This is a genomic window from Marinococcus sp. LNHM5E3-2.1 (assembly GCF_056034365.1).
The window spans coordinates 380,824-401,934 of record NZ_JBQLIB010000001.1 but is presented as its reverse complement, the minus strand read 5'-3'; the positions used below and the strand labels follow the sequence as shown (position 1 = coordinate 401,934).

The 21,111-nt window shown below is 53.7% G+C and carries 17 protein-coding genes and 1 pseudogene; 1 reads left to right on the top strand and 17 read right to left on the bottom strand.

Features of this window, described 5'->3' with window-relative positions; translation table 11 throughout:
• The 7 genes from rsmB to remA all read right to left on the bottom strand — a co-directional run bounded on the left by rsmB (position 1) and on the right by remA (position 7,251).
• Positions 1 to 1,383 (bottom strand): 16S rRNA (cytosine(967)-C(5))-methyltransferase RsmB, encoded by a 1,383-nt coding sequence (rsmB, locus tag ACTRXH_RS02145; RefSeq protein ID WP_474280380.1) that lies wholly within the window; start codon positions 1,381 to 1,383, stop codon positions 1 to 3.
• Positions 1,376 to 2,314 (bottom strand): methionyl-tRNA formyltransferase, encoded by a 939-nt coding sequence (gene fmt, locus ACTRXH_RS02140; protein WP_474280378.1) that lies wholly within the window; start codon positions 2,312 to 2,314, stop codon positions 1,376 to 1,378. The genes rsmB and fmt overlap by 8 nt, the downstream gene beginning before the upstream one ends.
• A 72-nt stretch (positions 2,315 to 2,386) precedes the next feature.
• Complete coding sequence (priA, locus tag ACTRXH_RS02135) at positions 2,387 to 4,795, bottom strand: primosomal protein N' (protein WP_474280376.1); 2,409 nt, start codon at positions 4,793 to 4,795, stop codon at positions 2,387 to 2,389.
• A 2-nt stretch (positions 4,796 to 4,797) separates the two neighbouring features.
• A complete protein-coding gene (gene coaBC / locus ACTRXH_RS02130; protein ID WP_474280374.1) occupies positions 4,798 to 6,054 on the bottom strand; it encodes a bifunctional phosphopantothenoylcysteine decarboxylase/phosphopantothenate--cysteine ligase CoaBC in 1,257 nt (418 codons plus the stop codon).
• A gap of 38 nt (positions 6,055 to 6,092) precedes the next feature.
• Positions 6,093 to 6,347 (bottom strand): DNA-directed RNA polymerase subunit omega, encoded by a 255-nt coding sequence (rpoZ, locus tag ACTRXH_RS02125; protein WP_474260418.1) that lies wholly within the window; start codon positions 6,345 to 6,347, stop codon positions 6,093 to 6,095.
• The gene (gene gmk / locus ACTRXH_RS02120; protein WP_474260416.1) at positions 6,347 to 6,961 is read right to left on the bottom strand and encodes a guanylate kinase; all 615 of its coding nucleotides are present in this window, start codon (positions 6,959 to 6,961) and stop codon (positions 6,347 to 6,349) included. The genes rpoZ and gmk overlap by 1 nt, the downstream gene beginning before the upstream one ends.
• A gap of 26 nt (positions 6,962 to 6,987) precedes the next feature.
• Entirely contained in the window at positions 6,988 to 7,251 is a 264-nt protein-coding gene (gene remA / locus ACTRXH_RS02115) for an extracellular matrix/biofilm regulator RemA (RefSeq protein WP_022792719.1), read from the bottom strand.
• Between the two features lie 315 nt (positions 7,252 to 7,566).
• Here remA and ACTRXH_RS02110 point away from each other — a divergent pair, with 315 nt between their 5' ends.
• On the top strand, positions 7,567 to 9,303 hold the full coding sequence (locus tag ACTRXH_RS02110) for an Rqc2 family fibronectin-binding protein (RefSeq protein WP_474280372.1): 1,737 nt from the start codon (positions 7,567 to 7,569) through the stop codon (positions 9,301 to 9,303).
• Between the two features lie 54 nt (positions 9,304 to 9,357).
• Here the strand turns inward: ACTRXH_RS02110 and pyrE are convergent, their stop codons facing one another.
• The 10 genes and pseudogenes from pyrE to pyrR form a co-directional block, all read right to left on the bottom strand.
• Positions 9,358 to 9,984, bottom strand: a complete 627-nt coding sequence (gene pyrE / locus ACTRXH_RS02105; protein ID WP_474280370.1) for an orotate phosphoribosyltransferase — start codon at positions 9,982 to 9,984, stop codon at positions 9,358 to 9,360.
• On the bottom strand, positions 9,974 to 10,696 hold the full coding sequence (gene pyrF / locus ACTRXH_RS02100) for an orotidine-5'-phosphate decarboxylase (RefSeq protein ID WP_474280368.1): 723 nt from the start codon (positions 10,694 to 10,696) through the stop codon (positions 9,974 to 9,976). Before pyrF ends, pyrE begins: the two co-directional genes overlap by 11 nt.
• Positions 10,697 to 10,752: 56 nt before the next feature.
• Positions 10,753 to 11,604, bottom strand: a pseudogene (locus ACTRXH_RS02095) (dihydroorotate dehydrogenase); the annotation flags it as partial.
• On the bottom strand, positions 11,601 to 12,383 hold the full coding sequence (locus ACTRXH_RS02090; RefSeq protein WP_474277262.1) for a dihydroorotate dehydrogenase electron transfer subunit: 783 nt from the start codon (positions 12,381 to 12,383) through the stop codon (positions 11,601 to 11,603). The pseudogene ACTRXH_RS02095 and the gene ACTRXH_RS02090, both read right to left, overlap by 4 nt.
• Positions 12,380 to 15,595 carry a carbamoyl-phosphate synthase large subunit gene (gene carB / locus ACTRXH_RS02085; protein ID WP_474280366.1) on the bottom strand — a complete coding sequence of 1,072 codons (3,216 nt, stop codon included), beginning with the start codon at positions 15,593 to 15,595 and terminating at the stop codon, positions 12,380 to 12,382. Before carB ends, ACTRXH_RS02090 begins: the two co-directional genes overlap by 4 nt.
• 13 nt (positions 15,596 to 15,608) lie before the next feature.
• Positions 15,609 to 16,697: a carbamoyl phosphate synthase small subunit gene (locus ACTRXH_RS02080; protein WP_474280364.1), complete on the bottom strand. Its 1,089-nt coding sequence runs from the start codon at positions 16,695 to 16,697 to the stop codon at positions 15,609 to 15,611.
• Positions 16,694 to 17,977, bottom strand: a complete 1,284-nt coding sequence (locus tag ACTRXH_RS02075) for a dihydroorotase (RefSeq protein WP_474280362.1) — start codon at positions 17,975 to 17,977, stop codon at positions 16,694 to 16,696. The genes ACTRXH_RS02080 and ACTRXH_RS02075 overlap by 4 nt, the downstream gene beginning before the upstream one ends.
• A complete protein-coding gene (locus ACTRXH_RS02070) occupies positions 17,974 to 18,897 on the bottom strand; it encodes an aspartate carbamoyltransferase catalytic subunit (protein WP_474260826.1) in 924 nt (307 codons plus the stop codon). Before ACTRXH_RS02070 ends, ACTRXH_RS02075 begins: the two co-directional genes overlap by 4 nt.
• A 176-nt stretch (positions 18,898 to 19,073) precedes the next feature.
• Entirely contained in the window at positions 19,074 to 20,405 is a 1,332-nt protein-coding gene (locus ACTRXH_RS02065; protein WP_474280360.1) for a solute carrier family 23 protein, read from the bottom strand.
• A gap of 92 nt (positions 20,406 to 20,497) precedes the next feature.
• Complete coding sequence (gene pyrR, locus ACTRXH_RS02060) at positions 20,498 to 21,034, bottom strand: bifunctional pyr operon transcriptional regulator/uracil phosphoribosyltransferase PyrR (protein WP_022792708.1); 537 nt, start codon at positions 21,032 to 21,034, stop codon at positions 20,498 to 20,500.
• Positions 21,035 to 21,111 lie beyond the last annotated feature (77 nt).

Here is a 21,111-nt window from a genome sequence, read left to right as displayed (position 1 = left end):
TTATGCTCCTTCCGTTTCTTCCTGATTATTTTTTACTGCCGCGGCAATGAAAAATCCGTCTGTGCCGTATTCATGGGGAAGAATCGTGCACCATCCGTATTCGCTGGAAAAATGCTCTATTTCTGAAAGTTTTAGTTTGTCGGTCAGTTCATGGTCTGGTGATAGTTCTGGATGCCGGTGCAAAAATGCTTCCCACACCTGTTCGTTCTCCTCTGGACGAATTGTACATGTGCTGTACACAATCCTTCCATTAAATCGTAACATACTTACAGCTTCATTCAATATTTCGTGCTGTATCTCCGGCAGGCGTTCAAAATCCTCTGCTTTTTTGGCCCATTTCTGCTCGGGCTTTTTCCGGATAACGCCAAGTCCGCTGCACGGTGCATCGACGAGCACCCGGTCAAATGTACGCGCCGGAAAAGTAGTTGTCAATTGACGTGCATCCCCGGCGGCGGTTTCAATATTTTCAAGCCCAAGTCTTGCCGCCTGTTCTTCAATCTGGACAAGCTTTTTTGCACTCAGGTCATGGGCTGCCACGCTTCCGCCCGGGCCGGTCCGTTCGGCAGCGTCCGTTGATTTTCCGCCCGGGGCAGCGCAGGCGTCGAGAACGTCCATATTTGCTTCAACCATCAGTGCTTCACCGGCTTTCATGGAGCTTTCGTCCTGCACCGTTATATAGCCGTTCTGATACGTTTCGGTAACGAGAACATTGCCTTTTTCTACAATTAATGCTTTCTCTGCAATAACGCCCCGGATTGTCTGAATCCCTTCCTGTTCGAGCATTTCCTGCACATCTTCGACTTCAGCCCCAGAGGCGACCCGCACATTCGTTTTTGGCGTAACGTTATTTGCTTCGGCGATACGGAGCGCTGTTTCTTCCCCGTAGGCCGCCTGCCATTCCCGAAGCATCCATGCCGGATGGCTGTAGTCGACGGCCAGACGTTCCTCTGAGTTTTTGATAGCGGTTGTGTCGGGAAATCCTTTGCGCTGCAGGGAGCGGAGCACTCCGTTCACAAAACCGCTCACTCCTTTATTTCCCCGCTGCTTTGCGATTTTTACCGCCTCATCCACAACGGCGTGGTCCGGCACCCGGTCAAGGTAACGCATCTGATACACGCTCATGCGCAGCAGCACGCGTACCCAGGCGTCAAGCTTCGTTATCGGTTTGTTCACAAAAACCCCAAGCACGTAGTCGAGGGTGTTCTGGCGGCGGAGGGTGCCGTAAACAATTTCGGTCAGTAGGGCGGCATCCTCTCTCGACCATGCTTTTCCGGCGAGCTCGTGATGAAGCAGCAGGTGGCTGAAGGCCTTGCCGGTCTCCACCCGCTCGAGCAGGGAAGCAGCTGTATACCGGAGGGAATAGGAAGGCTCCGTTTTATTCATTAAAACTCTCTCCTTTGGACCAGCCGTGGCTTCCCCGCAAAAATTCGGCTGTATTCATTCTTTTTTTGCCAGCCGGCTGAATCTCCCACAGCCGGACCATCGTGCCGTCACCGGCTGCCACATCAATGTATTCATCTGTTATATCGGTAATAGTACCCGCTTCAGCACTGGTGGAAGCGTCCACCCATTCGGCCCGCCACAGCTTAATCGACTTTCCGTCTTTCTCTGCATAGGCCACCGGCCATGGATTCATCCCGCGGATCTGGTTATAAATCGAACGGCCGCTCTGCTTCCAGTCGACCTTTTCCTGACCGCGCTGGATGTTGGATGCAAATGTTACTTTCTCTTCATTTTGCGGAGTCCGTTCCGCCGTGCCGTCGATTACTGCTGGCAGCGTTTCGATCAAAAGATCTGCTCCGACGGCGCTCAGTTTGTCATGCACATCTCCGACCGTATCCTCCCACTCAATGGGTACTTCCTGCTGCCGGATGATGTCGCCGGCGTCCAGTTTTGCCACCATGTCCATGATCGTGACGCCTGTTTTTTCCCGGCCATCGATGACCGCCTGGTGAATCGGGGCGCCGCCGCGGTATTCAGGAAGCAGGGAAGCGTGCACATTCACCGCTGCAATGGAAGGGGCTTCGAGAAGCTTTTTCGGCAGAATCTGGCCGAACGCCGCTGTAATAATTAAATCCGGCTTCTCTGCCAGCACTTCGTTTAAGGAGGCTTCGTTTTTCAGCTTTTCCGGCTGCAGTACAGGAAGCTTCCACGCTTCGGCTTCAACTTTGACCGGCGGCGGGGTCAGCTCTTTTTTTCTTCCCTTCGGGCGGTCAGGCTGAGTGACCACCGCCGTTACCGGATAGCCCTCTTCAAGCAGACGACGCAGCACCGGGACCGAAAAGTCCGGCGTCCCCATAAATAAAATGTTCATATTTATCCCTCTTTTCACAATACACAGCCCCGTGCGTCGGTCACTATCGAGGCAGCGGGGCTGGTGTTTACCTTATAGAAACAACTGCGGGTACATATCAATCGTAATAAACAGCTTATCCTGAGCTGTCTCTTTTTGATAATGTACAGCAATATCATTCAGGATTTTCGTTAATTCAGGCTCATCCCTGTATTTTATCATGCATTGGTACCGATATCTATCCTTGATCCTTGCAATCGGAGAAACAGTTGGTCCGAGAATTTTCGCCTGCGGTGATAATTCCTCCCGTAGCCGGCTCGTCACTTTTTCAGCGGTTTTCAGCGCTACACCGATCTCTTCGTGAGAAACATTGACCATCGTTAAATAATAATACGGCGGATACCCGCCCCGCTTGCGCTGGCCCATTTCATGCCGGCTGAACGATGGATAGTCATGATTTTTAGCAAACTGGATGCTGTAATGATCTGGGCTGTAGGATTGAATCACTACTTCGCCCTGCAGCTTGTCCCGGCCGGCCCGCCCGCTCACCTGGGTAAGCAGCTGAAAGGTCCGCTCCGGCGCCCGAAAATCAGGCAGATGCAGCATCGTGTCCGCTGCCAGTACACCAACCAGCGTAATCATAGGGAAGTCCAGGCCTTTGGCAATCATCTGGGTGCCGAGCAGAATGTCCGCTTCTCCGTTTCCAAACCGGCGAAGCATCTGTTCGTGGGAGCCTTTTTTCGTCGTGGTGTCCATATCCATCCGGATAATCCTGGCCTCCGGCAGCACCTTCGTCAGCTCTTCTTCCACCTTCTGGGTGCCTGTGCCAAAGTAGCGGATTTGTTCGCTTTCGCAGGACGGGCACGTTGCAGGCATCGCTTCTTCATAGCCACAATAGTGGCACTTCAGCTGATGCTTTGTCTGGTGGTATGTGAGCGTGATTTCACAGTGCGGGCATTCAGCAGTATAGCCGCATGAACGGCACATGACAAACGAAGAGTAGCCTCGCCGGTTTAGAAACAAAATACTCTGCTCCCCTTTTTCCAGTCGGTCCTTCAGCTTTTCAAGCAGCGTTTCGGAAAATACGGAGCGGTTGCCTTTATGAAGCTCGTCCCTCATATCCACCACATCGATGGCGGGCAGCTGTTTCTGGTTGATTCTCTCCGGCATTTCAAGCAGCTGATAAACCTCCCGGCCAGCACGGGCATATGATTCCAGCGACGGCGTGGCGCTCCCTAATACGACCGGAGCCCCGTGATACCTGCCTCTCCAGATCGCTACCTCCCGGGCGTGATACCGGGGGTGGTCCTCCTGCTTGTAGCTGCCTTCGTGCTCTTCATCAATGATAATCAGGCCGACATTTTTGAAGGGGGCAAAAACCGCCGACCGTGCTCCGACCGCTACTTTTGCATCTCCGGCATGCACCCTGCGCCATTCGTCGTACCGCTCGCCTCTTGAGAGAGCGCTGTGCATTACCGCCACCTGGTCCCCGAACCGCCCTTTAAAGCGTTCCACCATTTGCGGGGTAAGTGAAATTTCCGGTACGAGCACAATCGCTTCCCGTCCCTGTTTCAGCACACGGTCAATGGCCTGCAGATACACTTCTGTCTTTCCGCTTCCGGTGACCCCGTGCAGCAAAAACGTATGATGCTCATGCCGCGACGTTTTTTCTGTAATCGGATCAAGTGCCCGCTGCTGGTCCGGGGTGAGCTCCTGCGGAGGAGTGGCTTCAAATGATCGGTCTTCAAATGGATCCCGGTACGACTCCTGGTCCCGCTCCATAAGAATGTTTTTCTCCACGAGGCCCTGAATAACCGCCCGGCTCGCCGTCTGCTCATGCAGCAGCTGGGCCGCAGGGACAGCCACTTCTTCGTCTCCGATCGAAAGAAACCAGTCGTACAGCTCCAGCTGTTTTTTCGCTTTCGCCGTAAGAGAAGCTGCATGCGTCCGGTGCTCCGGATGAAGCCGCAGCATCCGCTTCGTCTGTTTTTTCGTCTGGTCCTTCACCTGATAATCGATCCGGATCTGTTCACGACGGACAGCTTCCTGCACGTGCTGCATCACTGCTTTATCGTCCGGGAGGTCCTTCCAGTCGATCGTCGTCTGCTTCTGAAACACTGCCTGCAGTACCGGCGGCAGTGTCTCCGGGGGCACGAGCAGCTCAATCTTCTTTTTTGGTTTTGCCCGAATGGCTGCCGGAATCATCGACTGATAGGCCGTAATTAAAAAACAGACCGTTTCCACAGCCAAATACTCTCCGAGCTCAAGCAGCTCCTGCGTAAGCACCGGATGAGGATCGAGCACATCTGTAATCGGCTTAACCCGGGCAAGCTCTGTATTGTCTTCGATCCGCCAGATAAATCCCTGAATCTTCCGGGCACCGAACGGCACCGTCACTCTCGATCCGGGGTGGGCGAGCATTTCGAGTGAAGCCGGAATCTGATAATCAAAAGCCCGGTTCGTCTGGCCGGTCGCTATATCCACAATTACCTTGGCGTACATATTTACGCGTCTCCTATTCGTTTCTGCAGCCAGGACATAATTTCTGCCGCTGCCTCGTGCTTCGACTGGGTGGGAAAAGAAACAGCTCCGTTTTTATCCACGAAGGTAATAGTATTTTCATCGGCCCGAAAGCCCGAACCCGCTTTCCCGATTTCATTGGCTACAATTAAATCGGCATTTTTACGCTGCCGCTTGCTTTCTGCATATTCCTCGAGGCGTTCCGATTCTGCAGCGAAGCCGATCAAAAGCTGATGCTTCTTTTTCTCTCCGAGCTCCTGGAGAATATCCGGTGTTTTCACCATCGGCACTTCAAGACCATCGTCCTTTTTCTTCTGCTTTTTTTCATGCACGGTCTCCGGCCGGTAATCGGACACAGCAGCTGCTTTAATTACCACATCCGACGTATCGTAGTGGGTGAGCACGGCTTCGCGCATATCATCCACGCTTCCGACGTCGATTCTTGTCTGGACGCCGCCAGGCGTGGAGAGCGTCACCGGTCCTGCAACCAGCGTCACTTCTGCTCCCCGCCGGGCTGCTTCCTCAGCGATCGCAAACCCCATTTTTCCGCTGGACGGATTGGTAACGACCCGGAAGGGATCGATATGCTCATGCGTCGGACCAGCAGTCACAAGCACTCGTTTGCCGGCAAGCGGAGTTCCGACATCTTCGGCATCCTGGACAAACTGCATAATGTCCTCGGGCTCAGCCATCCGGCCTTTGCCAATCCAGCCGCAGGCAAGATAACCCTCTCCAGGTTCAATGAACCGGTAGCCGCCCTGCTTTAACGTTTCCTTATTGCGCTGAAAGCTCGGATGATTATACATGTTTACGTTCATCGCCGGTGCAACGTATACGTTGGCCAGTGTCGCCATCATTGTGGTGGTGAGCATATCATCTGCGAGTCCGTTCGCAAGCTTTCCGAGTGTGTTGGCCGACGCAGGCGCTACGATAAATACATCTGCCCAGTCCGCCACATCAATATGGGAAACGACTGAAGGGTCGGCTTCTGCAAAAGTGTCGTCGTACACTCTTGATCGTGTCAGTGCCTGAAATGTGAGCGGGGTAATAAACTCTTTGGCTTCCGGCGTCATAATAATGCGCAGCTCTGCCCCTGCCTGGTACAGCTTACTTGCAAGCGCCGCGGCTTTAAAGGCAGCTATTCCTCCTGTGACACCGAGTACAATTTTTTTGCCTTTCACAGCTTTGTCCTCCTTTAACAGGCGCTTCCAGGCTAAAAAAAGCAACCTACGTAATCCCATAGGTTGCTTCTTCTTATCTGGTGCCCGTTCCTTTTCGGTTATTCTTCGTAGTCGTGTTCTTCGTAGTCACCCTGGCGGTAGCCGAGCACGCCTGCCTGGATTTCTTCGAGAGCGATGCCTACTGCCTTCACAGATTTTGCATTATCGATCATTGGGAGCGCCCCGTCGATTTCTTCGAGGTCTCTCGCGCGCCGTGCTGAGACGGATACTAGCGTATATTTGGAATTGATATGACCGAGCAGCTGGTCAATGGACGGATACAGCATTCCTTCGTCGTTTCTGTTTGAAGCCATTATTCCACCTCCGCTAATTCTTTATATTTTTCAATCAGGCGTTCCTGCTTGCAGTGTTCTGCAGTGACAATAGAGCGGATGCGGGAGACCGCTTTTTCAATTTCATCGTTTTCCACTACATAGTCATACATCTGCATCATGTCAATTTCATTTTTGGCCACAGTCATCCGTTTGTCAATCAACTCGGATGTTTCCGTCCCACGCCCGACGATCCTGCTGCGGAGCTCGGCAAGACTTGGAGGCATTAAGAAAATAAACGTGCCTTCCGGGTAACGCTCCTTCACCTTTTCTGCGCCCTGCACTTCAATCTCGAGAATAATGTCTTTGCCGCGTTCAATGGTTTCCTGAACGTAATCAAGCGGGGTCCCGTAGTAGTTGTCTACATACTGCGCCCACTCCAGCAGCCGGCCTTCCTCGATCATTTTTTCAAACTCTTCCTTCGAATGAAAGAAATAATTTACTCCGTGCTCCTCCCCGGGACGCGGGGCCCGGGTAGTGGCGGATACGGAATACTCAATATTCGTATCCTCTTCGCGCAGCGCTCCGCATACCGTACCTTTTCCTACACCGGCCGGGCCGGAAAGAACAATCAATAATCCTTTATCATCTTTCATAGGTTGACACGCCTCATTTCACAATCTTATTCGTCCGATGAATCATCATCTTTTGTATGCAGCCGCTGGGCGACTGTCTCCGGCTGAACCGCAGAAAGCACAACATGGTCGCTGTCTGCAATAATAACCGCTCTCGTCCTTCGGCCATAGGTGGCATCAATCAGCATGTTACGGTCCCTGGCTTCCTGAATAATCCGTTTGATTGGTGCTGATTCCGGGCTGACGATAGAAATAATCCGATTTGCCGACACAATATTTCCAAATCCGATGTTGATTAGCTTAATGCTCAAAACTACCCCTCCTGGTCGGACCATCCCTCTAGCTGCTGCCTGAAAAAATGGTTCATATATGTTTTCTTCTGCGGTTCCTGACGAGTTGTTCTCCTGCTTCAGTATAGCACGATTATTTCAAGCGTCACAAACGATGCTTCGCGGCGAGGCCCGAACATTATGTACTTCTATATTGTAAACAATATCTCTTCAGCCCACAACCAATGTTTATTCAGCAGACAAGACGGCGCGCTTTTCATTATGCTATAATCCACCGTACAGAACGCAAGCAGCAGAAGAATTTCTCCTGCTTGTACGAGTAAAGGATGATCGAACGTGAGCTTTGACGGAATCATGACCCAGGCCGTTGTCCAGGAGGTCCAGCAGACACTCCAAAACGGCCGGATCACAAAAATACACCAGCCCTACAAAACCGACCTGGTCATTTCAGTGCGGGCGAACCGCAAAAACCACCAGCTGCTGCTGTCGGTGAACCCTTCCCTGTCAAGAATGCATCTGACAGACGAAAAGTACCAGAATCCCAAGGAGCCTTCCATGTTCTGCATGCTGCTGCGCAAGCACCTTGAAGGCGGTTTCGTGCGGGAAGTGTCACAGCAGGGACTTGAGCGGATCGTTTCGCTGCGCATTGAAAACAAAGATGAAATCGGTGATCTTACGGAACGGACCCTGGTTATGGAAATTATGGGGAAGCACAGTAATGTCGTGCTTCTTAATGAGGACCGTACGCATATTCTGGACAGCATGAAGCATATTTCCCCGGCCCAAAACACCGTACGCACGATTCTTCCCGGTCAGGAATATGTTGGACCACCGTCCCAGCATAAGGCGAACCCCCTCGAAGCTGAAGCCGGTGACGTGCTGAGAGCACTCGACGCCAACCAGGGCAAGCTCGACCGCCAGCTGATGCAGGCGTTTGAAGGAATTTCTCCCCAGAGCGCCAAAGAAGCTGCGCATCGTGCTGGTCTCGGTTCGCTCCAGAAGCTGGCCGATACGTTTACTTCGCTCATGAACGACGTTAATAACGGGAATTTTCAGCCGCAGATTGTGACCACCGAAGCCAATAAAGAATATTACAGCGCCATTGACCTTACTCATGTGAATGGTTCGAAGGAAAGTTTTGACTCGGTGAGCGCCATGCTCGACCGCTACCATAACGGCAAAGCCGAACGTGACCGGGTGCATCAGCAGGCCCATGATCTCGAACGTTTTCTGCAGAACGAGCGCGAAAAAAACGAGCGCAAGCTGAAAAAACTGCGCCAGACGATTACGCAGGCCGAAAACCGGCTCGTCTATCAAAAATACGGGGAGCTGTTAACCGCCCATATGCACCAGCTCCGCGGCGGTGAAAACGAAATCGAAGTAACGGATTACTACGATCCGGAAGGCGGCACGCTTACCATTGAGCTTGAGCCTGAACTCTCACCGTCAGATAATGCCCAGCGGTATTTTAAACGTTACAACAAAGCTAAAACCTCACTATCCGAGGCGAAAAAACAGATTAAGCTGACCCGTCGCGAGATTGATTACCTCGACCGGCTGATTCAGCAGGTCGAAACGGCTGCCCCATCCGACATTGACGACATACGTGAAGAATTGTCGGACGGCGGCTATCTGAAAAAGCGTGTTCAAAAGAAAAAGCAGAAAAAAAGCACGAAACCGCAGGTTGAGCAGTACGTTTCCTCGGCCGGCACACTTCTGCTTGTCGGAAAAAACAACCGCCAGAACGAATACGTCACTAACCGGGTGGCAAACGCCGGAGACACCTGGCTGCACACGAAAGATATCCCCGGATCCCATGTGGTGATCCGCTCCACAGACGTAGACGAGGAAACGTTAAAGGAAGCGGCTGTCCTTGCCGCCTATTTCTCCAAAGCGCGCTCTTCGTCCTCGGTGCCGGTCGACCATACCCTGATCCGCCACGTACGAAAACCAAACGGCGCCAAGCCCGGGTTTGTGACCTACGATCAGCAGTCCACCCTGTTTGTCACTCCGGAGGAAAGCCTTGTCCTTGAAATGAAAAACCGGGCCAAAGCCCAGACCGCTGCAAAATAAAAAAGCTCCCTCCGACACAGCCCAGCTGTCCGGAGGGAGCTTTTTAATTCGTATTTACGCCCAGGAAGCCGGGGCCTGTTTCCATTCCTGCAGACGTTCGATATCGTTTTCCTGCACGTAGCCTTTCTCAGCAGCAATCTGAATCAGGGCGGAGTAATTAGTTAGTGTTTTCACCGGCAGCCGCGCTTCTTTAAGCTGCCTTCCGGCTTCCTCCAGCTCATACGTGAAAATCGCAGCCGCTCCGAGTACGTCGGCTCCTGCGTCCAGAAGAGCCTGCTGGACCGTGATCATGCTTTGACCTGTGGAGATTAAATCCTCAACAATTACGACTTTATCCTCCGGAGTGACCCGGCCTTCAATCTGATTGCCTTTACCATGGGATTTGGAGGAACCGCGCACGTAGCACATCGGCAGGCCGAGCCTGTCTGCTGCAAGCGCCGCATGAGCTATCCCGGCCGTGGCGGTGCCGGCAACGATCGTAGCATCCGGGTAATTGCTCCGGATAAGCTCCGCCAATCCTTCTGCCACCCGGGTCCGTACGTCCGGATAAGAAAGCGTCAGCCGGTTGTCGCAGTAAATCGGGGAGCGTATACCGGAAGACCAGGTAAACGGTTCATCCGGGCGTAGTGTCACTGCTTCAATGGTCAGCAGATCCCTGCTGAGAAGTTCTTCATTCTGCATTGGGCATTCTCCATTCCTGTTCCATTTGTTCGTAAGCCGAAGCCGGATCAGCAGCTTTTGTAATGCTGCGTCCGACGACGATCGCGTCACTGCCAAAATCTGCGGCGGCCTGCGGTGTCACTACCCGGGCCTGGTCCCCCGCCTCCTCACCTGCCCCGCGAATTCCCGGGGTCACGGTAATAAAAGAGCGGCTGCGGGTGCTTTTAATGAGCGGCACCTCCCCGGCAGCGCAGACAACGCCGTCCTGCCCCGACCGTTCGGCAAGATCCGCGTAAGCCGCCACTGCTTGATTCATCGAAAGTGGTATGCCAAGCTCCTCCTTCAGCATCGTTTCAGAGGTGCTCGTCAGCTGAGTGACCGCTATGCAGGCAGGTCTCTTCTGCCCGGACCGGGTGCCCTGCTCCAGGCCTTCTACAGCACCCCCCATCATCCGGCTTCCGCCAGCAGCATGAACCGTGACAAGATCCACCTGCAGCCGGGCAAGCTGAGCGGCTGCCCGCTGGACCGTATTGGGTATATCATGCAGCTTCAAGTCAAGAAATACCCGGTGTCCTTTTGCTTTCCATTCCTCCACAAGCGCTGGGCCTTCTTTATAAAATAATTCCATGCCGACTTTTAAAAACAGTGATTTCTGTCCGAATGAAGCGAGCAGAGCATCCGCCTCCGGTTTATCCGGCACGTCCATGGCAATGATCAGGGGACGGTCCTTCATGCTTTCACCCCGCCCCGCTTCCAGCCGGCCCAGTCCGCAGCCGTCTCAGAGCCGGCCCAGTCTGTCAGCTCCTGAATGATTTCCGGGCAGGCAAACGGGTTGCTGATGTTTGCTGTTCCGACAGCGACCGCATCAGCTCCAGCCATCATAAACTCCAGCACGTCCTCCATGCCCATAATGCCTCCCATGCCGATAATAGGCAGTTCTGTTACCTGCCGCACCTGATATACCATCCGGATGGCTACCGGCTTAATGGCCGGACCCGAAAGGCCCCCGATTTCATTAGCGAGCAGCGGCTTGCGCGTCACCGGATCAATTTTCATCCCCGATAATGTGTTAATCAGCGACAAACCGTCCGCGCCGGCATGTTCCACCGCTTTGGCAATTTCGGTAATATCCGTCACGTTGGGCGACAGCTTGACATAAACCGGCACATCAGACACGTGCTTCACCCTTTTCGTCAGCTCTGCCGCAAGCTTCGGGTCGGTGCCAAACGTAATGCCGCCTTCTTTCACATTCGGACAGGAAATATTGAGCTCCAGCGCTGCCACCAAACCGGATTCCGACAGTCCGGCCGCCACCGCTTCGTAGTCCTCCATTTTTGTTCCCGCAACATTTGCAAGCACCGGTGTATCCAACTGCTGGAGCCACGGCAGCTCGTGTTCCGTTACTCCTTTAAGCCCCGGGTTCTGCAGACCGATAGCGTTCAGCATGCCTGCTTCTGTTTCTGCCACCCGCGGTGTTTCATTACCGAACCGCGCTTCTTCGGTGGTCGCTTTAATCGCAATGGCTCCGAGGTCATTGAGATCATACAGCTGGGAAAATTCTTTTCCAAAGCCAAAGCATCCGCTTGCCGGCATAACCGGGTTTTTCATTTCAAGCCCGGGCAGGCTTACATGCAGTTTCATGACAGCACCACCTCTCCCCACGGGAAGACCGGGCCGTCGCTGCAAACCTTCCGGTAGCTTGTTCCGTCAGGGTCGTCTGTAGTGTGACACACACAGGCAAAACAGGCGCCGATGCCGCAGCCCATACGTTCCTCAAGGGAAAGCTTCCCTTTTGCGGCCGCATAGGAGCTGTCGAGCGCACGAAGCATTGGCAGCGGTCCACAGGCGTAAATAGCATCGTAGGAAAGCCCCTGGCGGTCAATCACATCTGTGACAAAGCCGGCCTCCCCTATACTTCCGTCAATGGTACTCACAAAGCAGTCCCCGAGCGCGCCGAACCTATCCCGGAAAAACGCACTGGATTCATCGGCAAAGCCGAGCACGGTCTGCACCCGGACGCCCTGACCAGTCAGCTGTTTAGCTAGACCGAGCAGCGGCGGAACGCCGACGCCGCCCCCGACAATCAGCGCCTTTTCTCCTTCGCCCACGTCACTCGTATCAAACCCGTTGCCGAGCGGCCCGAGCACATCCACTTCGTCGCCTTCACGCCAGGCCGCCATCCGGCTTGTACCTTCCCCTTCGGCCCGGAAAACAAGCGCCATCCGCCGCTGGTCAGGCCAGTATTCACTAATACTGACCGGACGGCGCAGAAGCGGAGCGACATGCGGGGACGTTTTCACATGCACAAATTGTCCCGGTGCCTGGATACGCCCTGGCATATCACCTTCGAGCACAACTTCAAAAATCGACGCTGCGATTTCGTCGATGGAAACGACGCTCATCCATTCTTTTTGAATCACGCCATCACCTCGTTTGTACGATCTTCTTTCATCGCAGGCATGGCTTCTGTGGAAAAGGTAATCATCTCAAGCACCTTCAACAAGGCTCCGGCCGTGTCGAGGGATGTGAGACATACTACTTCATTTTCCACGGCTTCCCGACGGATCCGGAAGCCGTCCGCCGCCGCTTTTTTCTGTTTTTCCATCGTGTTAATGACAAACTGGGCTTTGCCTTCCCGGATAAAGTCCAGAATGTTTGGCGATTCTTCTTCCACCTTTGCGACCGAGGAAGCCGGAATGCCTTCCTTGTTCAGCCACGCCGCGGTTCCTTGGGTCGCTGTGATCGTATAGCCGATCGCATGAAACCTCCTGGCGAGCGCAAGCGCCTCCTTTTTCCATTCATCGGCAATAGTAAACAGCACGGTGCCGTGATTTGGAATTTTCATCCCGGAAGCGATCAGACCTTTATACAATGCTTTCTCGAGCGTCTGATCCCGGCCCATCACTTCACCGGTCGATTTCATTTCCGGGCCGAGAGATATTTCCACCTGGCGGAGCTTAGCGAAGGAAAAGACCGGCACCTTGACCGAAACGCCTTCCGCTTCCGGAAGCAGACCGCTTTCGTACCCAAGGGCAGCAAGACTTTCACCGACCATGACCCGGGTGGCAAGCTTTGCAATCGGACATCCGGTAATTTTACTTAAAAACGGCAGGGTGCGGCTTGCCCGCGGATTCACTTCAAGCACATACACTTCATCTTCGTGTATAACGAACTGAATGTTCAGCAGTCCTTTGATGTTCAGCCCTTTTCCGATAGCGATCGTCCGCTCGGCAAGTGTTTGCTTCGTCTGCTCTGAGAGCGTCTGCGATGGATAGACTGCAATCGAATCGCCCGAATGCACCCCGGCGCGTTCAATGTGCTCCATGATCCCCGGAATAAGCACCGTCTCTCCGTCTGAAATCGCGTCGACCTCCACTTCTTTTCCGACCATATAACGATCGATCAGCACCGGGTGCTTGCGGTTGACGCGTACGGCCCGCTCCATGTAATTAAGCAGTTCTTTTTCACTGCCGACGATCTCCATCGCCCGTCCGCCAAGGACATACGACGGGCGGACCAGAACCGGATAGCCGATATCAGCAGCCACCACCCTTGCCTCTTCGGTGCTGACCGCTGTACGGCCGAGCGGCTGAGGAATTTTCAACGACTGCAGCGCCGCTTCAAATTTATCCCGGTCCTCTGCCCGGTCCATGTCCTCAAGTGTAGTGCCAAGAATCTTCACGCCGTGCTCAGCGAGACCATCCGCCAGGTTAATGGCGGTCTGACCGCCGAATTGAACGATGACGCCCTCCGGCTGTTCTACATCGACTACGTGCATTACATCTTCCACTGTAAGCGGCTCAAAGTACAGCTTGTCTGACACGCTGAAGTCTGTCGACACCGTTTCCGGATTGTTGTTGATAATAATCGCCTCGTATCCCGCTTCCTGCAGCGCCCAGACGGTATGCACCGTCGCGTAGTCAAATTCAACTCCCTGCCCGATCCGTATCGGGCCGGAACCGAGGACGACGACAGACGGACGCCCGGTTTTGCTGCTTTCGTTTTCTTCTTCATAGGAGGAATAGTAATACGGCGTTTCGGACTCAAATTCCGCCGCACACGTGTCGACCATTTTATACACCGGCGTAATACCCAGCTCGAGGCGCTGGCTGCGCACCTGTTTCTCTGTCGTATTCCAGTAGGCCGCAAGTGTTTCGTCAGCCATGCCGGTTGTCTTTGCCATCCGCAGTATTTCTTCATCATTTGGGTAGGAGCGTGCCATTTCCGCAACCTTGACAATACCCGCGAATTTTTCAAGGAAAAACAAATCAATTTTTGTCCATGTGTGCAGCTGTTCGAGCGAGTACCCGCGCTTCAGCGCTTCCCCGATGTAAAACAGCCGCTCATCGTCCGCGCGAATAAGTTTATCTATCAGTTTTTCCTCGGATGCCTCTGCGTAATCCGGATGCGTCAGAAAAGCACGTCCGAGTTCCAGCGACCGGATACCTTTCAAAATGGACTCCTCAAATGAGCGTCCGATGGCCATCACTTCTCCGGTCGCTTTCATCTGCGTACCGAGCCGGCGGTTCGCTGCTTCAAATTTGTCAAACGGCCAGCGCGGAATTTTTGTTACCACATAGTCAAGGGCTGGCTCAAAGCTCGCATACGTCGTACCGGTGATCGGGTTCTTCAATTCATCGAGCTTATATCCCGAGGCAATCTTGGCTGCAAGCTTGGCAATCGGGTAGCCGGTGGCTTTGGACGCAAGTGCCGACGAACGGCTCACCCTCGGGTTAACCTCGATGATATAGTATTCAAAGCTGTCCGGAGACAGCGCAAACTGCACGTTGCAGCCGCCTTCAATTTCAAGCGCCCGGATGATTTTCAAAGACGAGTCGCGGAGCATATGGTACTCCCGGTCGGCAAGTGTCTGACTCGGGGCGGTTACGATCGAATCCCCGGTATGAACACCGACTGCGTCAATATTTTCCATGTTACAGACAACAATTGCCTGCCCGGAGCTGTCGCGCATTACTTCGTATTCAAGCTCTTTAAATCCGGCAATGCTTTTTTCAAGCAGGCACTGGGTTACCGGGCTGTATTTGAGCCCGGAGCCGACGATTTCCACCAGCTCATCATGATTGTCCACCAGGCCGCCGCCGGTACCGCCGAGCGTATAGGCCGGCCGGACGATGACCGGATAGCCGATTTCCTCCACAAAGACTTCTGCCTCCTGCAGGTTGTGCACGATGGTGCTTTCCGGCACCGGCTCGTTCAGCTCATACATCAGGTTCCGGAAGGACTCCCGGTCCTCTGCCTGCTCAATGGCAGACAGTTCGGTGCCAAGAAGGGAAATATCATACCGCTCGAGCAGCCCGTGGCGGTGCAGCTCCATCGCCATATTCAGGCCGGTCTGACCACCAAGGGTCGGCAGAATGGCGTCGGGCCGTTCTTTACGGATTACCCGGTCGACAAACTCGAGGGTGAGCGGCTCCATGTACACCTGATCGGCAATGTTGGTATCCGTCATGATGGTTGCCGGGTTGGAATTAATTAGAATGACCTCGTATCCTTCTTCCTTTAACGCCTGGCACGCCTGGGTGCCGGCATAGTCAAACTCCGCCGCCTGGCCGATTACTATAGGGCCGGAGCCAATCACTAATATTTTTTGAATATCTGTACGTTTTGGCATGGTGACTCCCCTTTTACATTCGAGTAGGTACTTTTTCGTAACGGTTCATTAGACGGACAAACTGGTCGAACAGGTCGTTGGCATCGCTCGGTCCCGGGCATGCTTCCGGATGGTACTGAACGCTGAATGCCGGATATTCCCGGTGTTCGACGCCTTCAACTGTGCCATCGTTGACGTTGACATGCGTCAGGATCAGGTCCGTTCCCATCAGCGAATCCCGGTCCACCGTATAGCCATGGTTCTGGGAAGTTATATCCACCCGCCCGGTTTTTACCTGCTTGACCGGATGGTTGCCTCCGCGGTGGCCGAATTTAAGCTTGGACGAGGTGGCCCCGCAGGCGAGACTCAGCAGCTGATGTCCGAGACATATCCCAAACACCGGTACTTCCCCGATCAGGTTACGGAGCGTCTCCACGGCCTCCGGCACGTCTTCAGGATCTCCGGGGCCGTTACTGAGCATTACTCCGTCCGGGTTCAGGGCAAGCACTTCTTTCGCCGTGGCGTTGTATGGGAGCACAAACACATCGCAGCCGCGGCTGAGCAGATTCCGGGTGATGCCGTGTTTAGCCCCGTAATCCATCAGAACCACCCGTTTGCCGTTGCCGGGTGCATGATAGGCATTTTTCGTACTGACCCGGGACACCTGATCCCGGGGATCAATCCACTGCTGCAGCTCCCGGACGATTTCCTCTTCTTCCGCTTCTTCTGCGCACAGTCTGCCGCGCAGTGTACCGACGGTCCGGATCATTTTCGTCAGGCGGCGTGTATCAATGCCGCACAGGCCGGGAATATCCTTTTCGTAAAGCCATTCGCTGAGCGTGCCGATGCTTCGGAAATTACTCGGGTGCGAAGCTGCTTCCTTGACGATCAGTCCGCCGGCAGAGGGATGCATCGTTTCGAAGTCATCCCGGTTAATACCGTAGTTGCCGATCAGCGGGTACGTCAGTGTCACCAGCTGATCGCAGTAGGACGGGTCGGATAAAATTTCCTGATAACCGGTCATTCCAGTGTTAAATACGACTTCCCCTACAGTTTCCCGTTCGCTTCCAATGCCTTCTCCGTGAAAAACTGCTCCATTTTCCAGTATTAATTTCCGCTTCATTGCTGCACCTCTTCCTTTTCATACACTGTCTTCCCGTCTACGATCGTGAGAACTGGCCAGCCCTTCAGCTTCCAGCCGGTAAATGGCGTGTTTTTTCCTTTTGACACAAATTGAGCAGGATCGACCGTTTCCTCGTGCTCCAGGTCTATGAGCGTCAGGTTTGCAGCAGCACCTGCGGCAAGCGTGCCGGCAGCGAGTCCGAACACTCTGGCCGGACGCCCTGTCATTGATGCGAGCAGATATTCCAGAGTACATACTTCGTTTAATACCAGTTCGTTATATAAAAGCGGAAAGGCCGTTTCAAACCCTGTAATGCCAAACGGAGCTTCGCTTATCGGCCGTGCCTTTTCTTCTGCAGCGTGAGGGGCGTGGTCGGTCGCTATAAAATCAATGGTCCCGTCGAGCCAGGCTTCAAGCAGCGCCTGCCGGTCGCCGCGGGAGCGAAGAGGCGGGTTCATTTTATAGTTCGTATCCACCTCCGGAATGTCGTCTTCACTTAGCAGCAGATGATGTGGTGTGACTTCGGCTGTTACATGGATGCCGGCACGTTTTGCATCGCGGATCAGCCGCACAGATTCCTTCGTGCTCACGTGACATACGTGATAGTGGCAGCCGGCCGCTTCAGCAAGCAAAATGTCACGGGCGATATGAACAGATTCAGCTACCGCCGGTATGCCCTTGAGTCCGTTTTTTTCCGCAAACCTCCCGGCGTGCACGCTGCCGCCGTACACGAGTGTATTTTCTTCACAGTGCGCCACCACCGGCATATCGAGCGCTGCGGCGTCCTGCATGGCTTCGTACATGACAGAGGCATCCTGCACACCCACTCCGTCATCTGTAAAAGCAAAGGCCCCATGCTCTTTCAGAGCTTTCATGTTCGTACGTTCGGCCCCCTGCTGTTTTTCTGTGATGGAGGCGTAGGGAAGGACACGTACCACAGCCGTGGCTTCGATACGCTCATACAGCAGATCAAGCTTTCCTGCGGAGTCTGGCACCGGGTACGTGTTCGGCATTGGGCAAACGGTAGTGAATCCGCCTTTCGCTGCCGCCTTTGTACCTGAATAAATCGTTTCTTTGTGCTCGCCTCCCGGCTCACGAAGATGCACATGCACGTCAACCAGGCCCGGACTTAGCAGCCTTCCTTTCGCATCGAGTACTACTTCAGCCTCCTCCGGCGCCCTGCCGATTTCCTGGATACGCCCATTTTCAATCAGTACATCCTGTGGTTCGATGGTTTCCCCGGAGATGAACACCTGCGCATTGATAATCCATCCGTTCATTTCCAATCTCCTCCTTTAGCCTGTCTTAATACATGGTCAAGCACAGCCATCCGGATAAAAACACCGTTTGTCATCTGCTTGAATATTCTTGAGCGGCCGCCCTCCACGAGCTCGTCCGCGATCTCCACTCCCCGGTTGATCGGGGCCGGGTGCATAATAATGCTTTTATTGTTCATGCGCTGCGCACGCTCTATGGTGAGCCCGTATGCTTCATGATAATCGTTCGGTCCGGCTATCAGCTGGACCGTATGCCGTTCATGCTGAATGCGGAGCATCATCATAACGTCCGCCACCTCCACCGCTTCATCCATTGGTATAAAGCGGCTGCTCATGGCTTCATCCATCCATTCTTTTGGTCCCGATACATATACCTTCGCTCCAAGACGCTCCAATACCTCCACGTTTGAACGGGCAACCCGGCTGTGCCGGATATCGCCGGCAATGACAACCTTCACGCCGGCAAACCGTCCAAATTCCTGCTGAATCGTCATTAAATCCAGAAACGACTGGGTCGGGTGGTGCCCACAGCCGTCCCCTCCATTAATAATGGGGATGCTGATAGAGTCCCGCAGTTCATCAAAGTACCGTTCCTGCTCGTGACGGATAACGACCACGTCAGCCCCAATGCTTTCGATTGTGCGCACCGTATCGTACAGACTCTCTCCCTTTTTTACGCTTGAGGTGGCAGCATCGAAGTGAAGAATTCCGAGACCGAGGTTCTGTTCGGCCGCTTCAAAGCTTAGCTTGGTCCGGGTGCTGGGCTCAAAAAATAAGTTCGCTGCGTACAACGGAAGGCTTTTCCGTTCCCTCTCCGTGTCTGCAAATGCATTCGCCCTCGCCAGCAGCTCATGGATCTGCCGCACATCCCATTCCTCCATCGTCAGCACGTGCTGGACTGCTGCTGTTTTTGAAGATTTCATATTCATCATCGTTTCCGCTCCTTTTTAAGCGCCTCGATCCTATATAAAAAACCCGGAGTCGGAAAGACTCCAGGTGTACGGGTATGAAGAAACGCCCCGCGCAGGATAGTCTGCTGACGGAAGTGTTTTCATGCCGTTCAACCTTGGATGTCTCTCTGTACTTCCTTAAAGGATGATCAAGCTGCCTTATTTTTTGAGGTAGATGTACTTACGGATTCAAACATCGACCGGTTGCCGTAGGAATCTTCCTTTCCCGGCAGCACTGCGTGCAGCACCATCCCGATCACGGTAGCAAGCGCCATGCTTGATATTTCAAAGTATTCCCCGATTTCGATGAACGCTCCTCCGATCCCGGTCACCAGAATGACGGAGCTGATAATCAGATTCCGCTTAATGCCGAGATCAATGTTGTTATCAATCAGCATTCGCAGGCCGTTCGAGGCGATGATACCAAACAGCAGGATCGAAACGCCTCCCATTACGGCTCCGGGGATGCTTGCGATAAAGGCTTCCACCTTTCCGATAAATCCAAAGCTGATGGCAAGCACGGCGGCCCCGCCGATCACGTACACACTGAATACGCGGGTGATGGCAAGCACTCCGATATTTTCCCCGTAGGTCGTGTTCGGCGGTCCCCCAAGCACGGCGGCAAACATGGTTGCCACCCCGTCGCCCATGATGGAACGATGAAGCCCCGGGGACTTGAGGAAGTTTTTTTCCGCTACTTTGCTTAATACGAGCTGGTCGCCGATATGTTCAGCAATGGTCACCAGCGCAATCGGTGCCATGATCGCGATAACGCTCCAGCTCCAATCCGGGCTGTACGTAGCAAACGGCACGGAGAAATCCGGCACCTGAATCCAGGCAGCCTCTCCGATGGCGCCTGTATTTACCATTCCGGCAGCAAGCGCCGTCAAGTAGCCGCCTATAATGCCAAACAGCACGGGAATGATGCGGAAAAATCCCCGGAAGAATACTGAAGCGACAATGACAATTGCAAGTGTTACGGCGGCTACGCTCATATGGCGCATCGGTTCATTGTAGTTTCCGGTGTCTGCGTTGTAGTTCATCGACATTTCGATTGCTGTCGTCGCAAGGCCGAGGCCGATGACCATAATGACCGGGCCGACTACTACCGGCGGCAGAATGTTCATCAGCCAGCCTACACCGGCTTTTCGGATAACCAGCGCTGTAATGCCGTAAACAAGCCCTGCAGCTAGCGAGCCGAGCATAACGCCGCCCGGGCCGCCAATGGATAAAGCGGCAATGATTGGGAAAATAAATGCGAATGACGAGCCGAGATAAGCCGGTATCTGTCCTTTGGTGATTGCCAGATAGGCAAGTGTTCCAAGACCGCTGGATACAAGAGCTACGGCTGGGCTGAGTCCTGTAAGCGCCGGCACGAGTATTGTTGACCCGAACATGGCGAACAGGTGCTGCAGGCTCAGAATCAGCCACGTAGCCGGGGCCGGGCGGGTCTGGATATGGATATCTTCGTTATTTTTCATGATAAACCTCCATTAATATTGGCATGGAGGGAAGAAACGCTTTCGTCTCGTCCCTTTTTGAACTCACTGGTTCAAATTAAAGAGAAATCTTTTTACGCAGAATGGATACTCACCTGGTCTTCGCCGTCTTCTTCTGCCATGTTGACAGCGATAATTTCTTCCCGGGAGGTCGGTACGTTTTTGCCGATGTAGTCCGGTCGAACGGGAAGCTCCCGGTGCCCACGGTCCACGAGCACTGCCAGCTGAATTTGTGCCGGACGGCCGCTGTCCATCATGGCGTCCATGGCTGCACGCACGGTCCGGCCGGTATATAACACATCGTCCACCAGAATCACTGTCTTTCCGGTAATCTCTCCGGGAAGCACAGCCCCGTGCAGCTCCGGCTCCTGGCTGTTATTGTTGTGGGATAAATCATCGCGGTACATCGTAATGTCCACTTCGCCAATAGGAATCGCGTTTCCTTCAATCCGTTCGATACTTTCCGCTAGCCTGTTGGCAATGTAAATGCCCCGCGTTTTGATTCCAACCAGGATACAGTCTTCCACGCCTTTGTTTCGTTCAATAATTTCGTGCGATACCCTCGTCAGAGCTCTCCGGATTGCCTGTTCATCCAAAAGCACCCGTTCCATCTGCACCATCCTCCTTTACTTCATAAAAAAAGCCCCCATCCCGTAAGGATGAGAGCTTGCGGATCCGGGCACATTCC

What these genes read in the sequence shown, in the direction of transcription:
- rsmB (WP_474280380.1), bottom strand. Translation starts at nt 1,383, where the DNA reads ATGAATAAAACGGAGCCTTCCTATTCCCTCCGGTATACAGCTGCTTCC.
- fmt (WP_474280378.1), bottom strand. Translation starts at nt 2,314, where the DNA reads ATGAACATTTTATTTATGGGGACGCCGGACTTTTCGGTCCCGGTGCTG.
- priA (WP_474280376.1), bottom strand. Translation starts at nt 4,795, where the DNA reads ATGTACGCCAAGGTAATTGTGGATATAGCGACCGGCCAGACGAACCGG.
- coaBC (WP_474280374.1), bottom strand. Translation starts at nt 6,054, where the DNA reads ATGGGATTACGTAGGTTGCTTTTTTTAGCCTGGAAGCGCCTGTTAAAG.
- rpoZ (WP_474260418.1), bottom strand. Translation starts at nt 6,347, where the DNA reads ATGGCTTCAAACAGAAACGACGAAGGAATGCTGTATCCGTCCATTGAC.
- gmk (WP_474260416.1), bottom strand. Translation starts at nt 6,961, where the DNA reads ATGAAAGATGATAAAGGATTATTGATTGTTCTTTCCGGCCCGGCCGGT.
- pyrE (WP_474280370.1), bottom strand. Translation starts at nt 9,984, where the DNA reads ATGCAGAATGAAGAACTTCTCAGCAGGGATCTGCTGACCATTGAAGCA.
- pyrF (WP_474280368.1), bottom strand. Translation starts at nt 10,696, where the DNA reads ATGAAGGACCGTCCCCTGATCATTGCCATGGACGTGCCGGATAAACCG.
- carB (WP_474280366.1), bottom strand. Translation starts at nt 15,595, where the DNA reads ATGCCAAAACGTACAGATATTCAAAAAATATTAGTGATTGGCTCCGGC.
- ACTRXH_RS02080 (WP_474280364.1), bottom strand. Translation starts at nt 16,697, where the DNA reads ATGAAGCGGAAATTAATACTGGAAAATGGAGCAGTTTTTCACGGAGAA.
- ACTRXH_RS02075 (WP_474280362.1), bottom strand. Translation starts at nt 17,977, where the DNA reads ATGAACGGATGGATTATCAATGCGCAGGTGTTCATCTCCGGGGAAACC.
- ACTRXH_RS02070 (WP_474260826.1), bottom strand. Translation starts at nt 18,897, where the DNA reads ATGAAATCTTCAAAAACAGCAGCAGTCCAGCACGTGCTGACGATGGAG.
- ACTRXH_RS02065 (WP_474280360.1), bottom strand. Translation starts at nt 20,405, where the DNA reads ATGAAAAATAACGAAGATATCCATATCCAGACCCGCCCGGCCCCGGCT.
- pyrR (WP_022792708.1), bottom strand. Translation starts at nt 21,034, where the DNA reads ATGGAACGGGTGCTTTTGGATGAACAGGCAATCCGGAGAGCTCTGACG.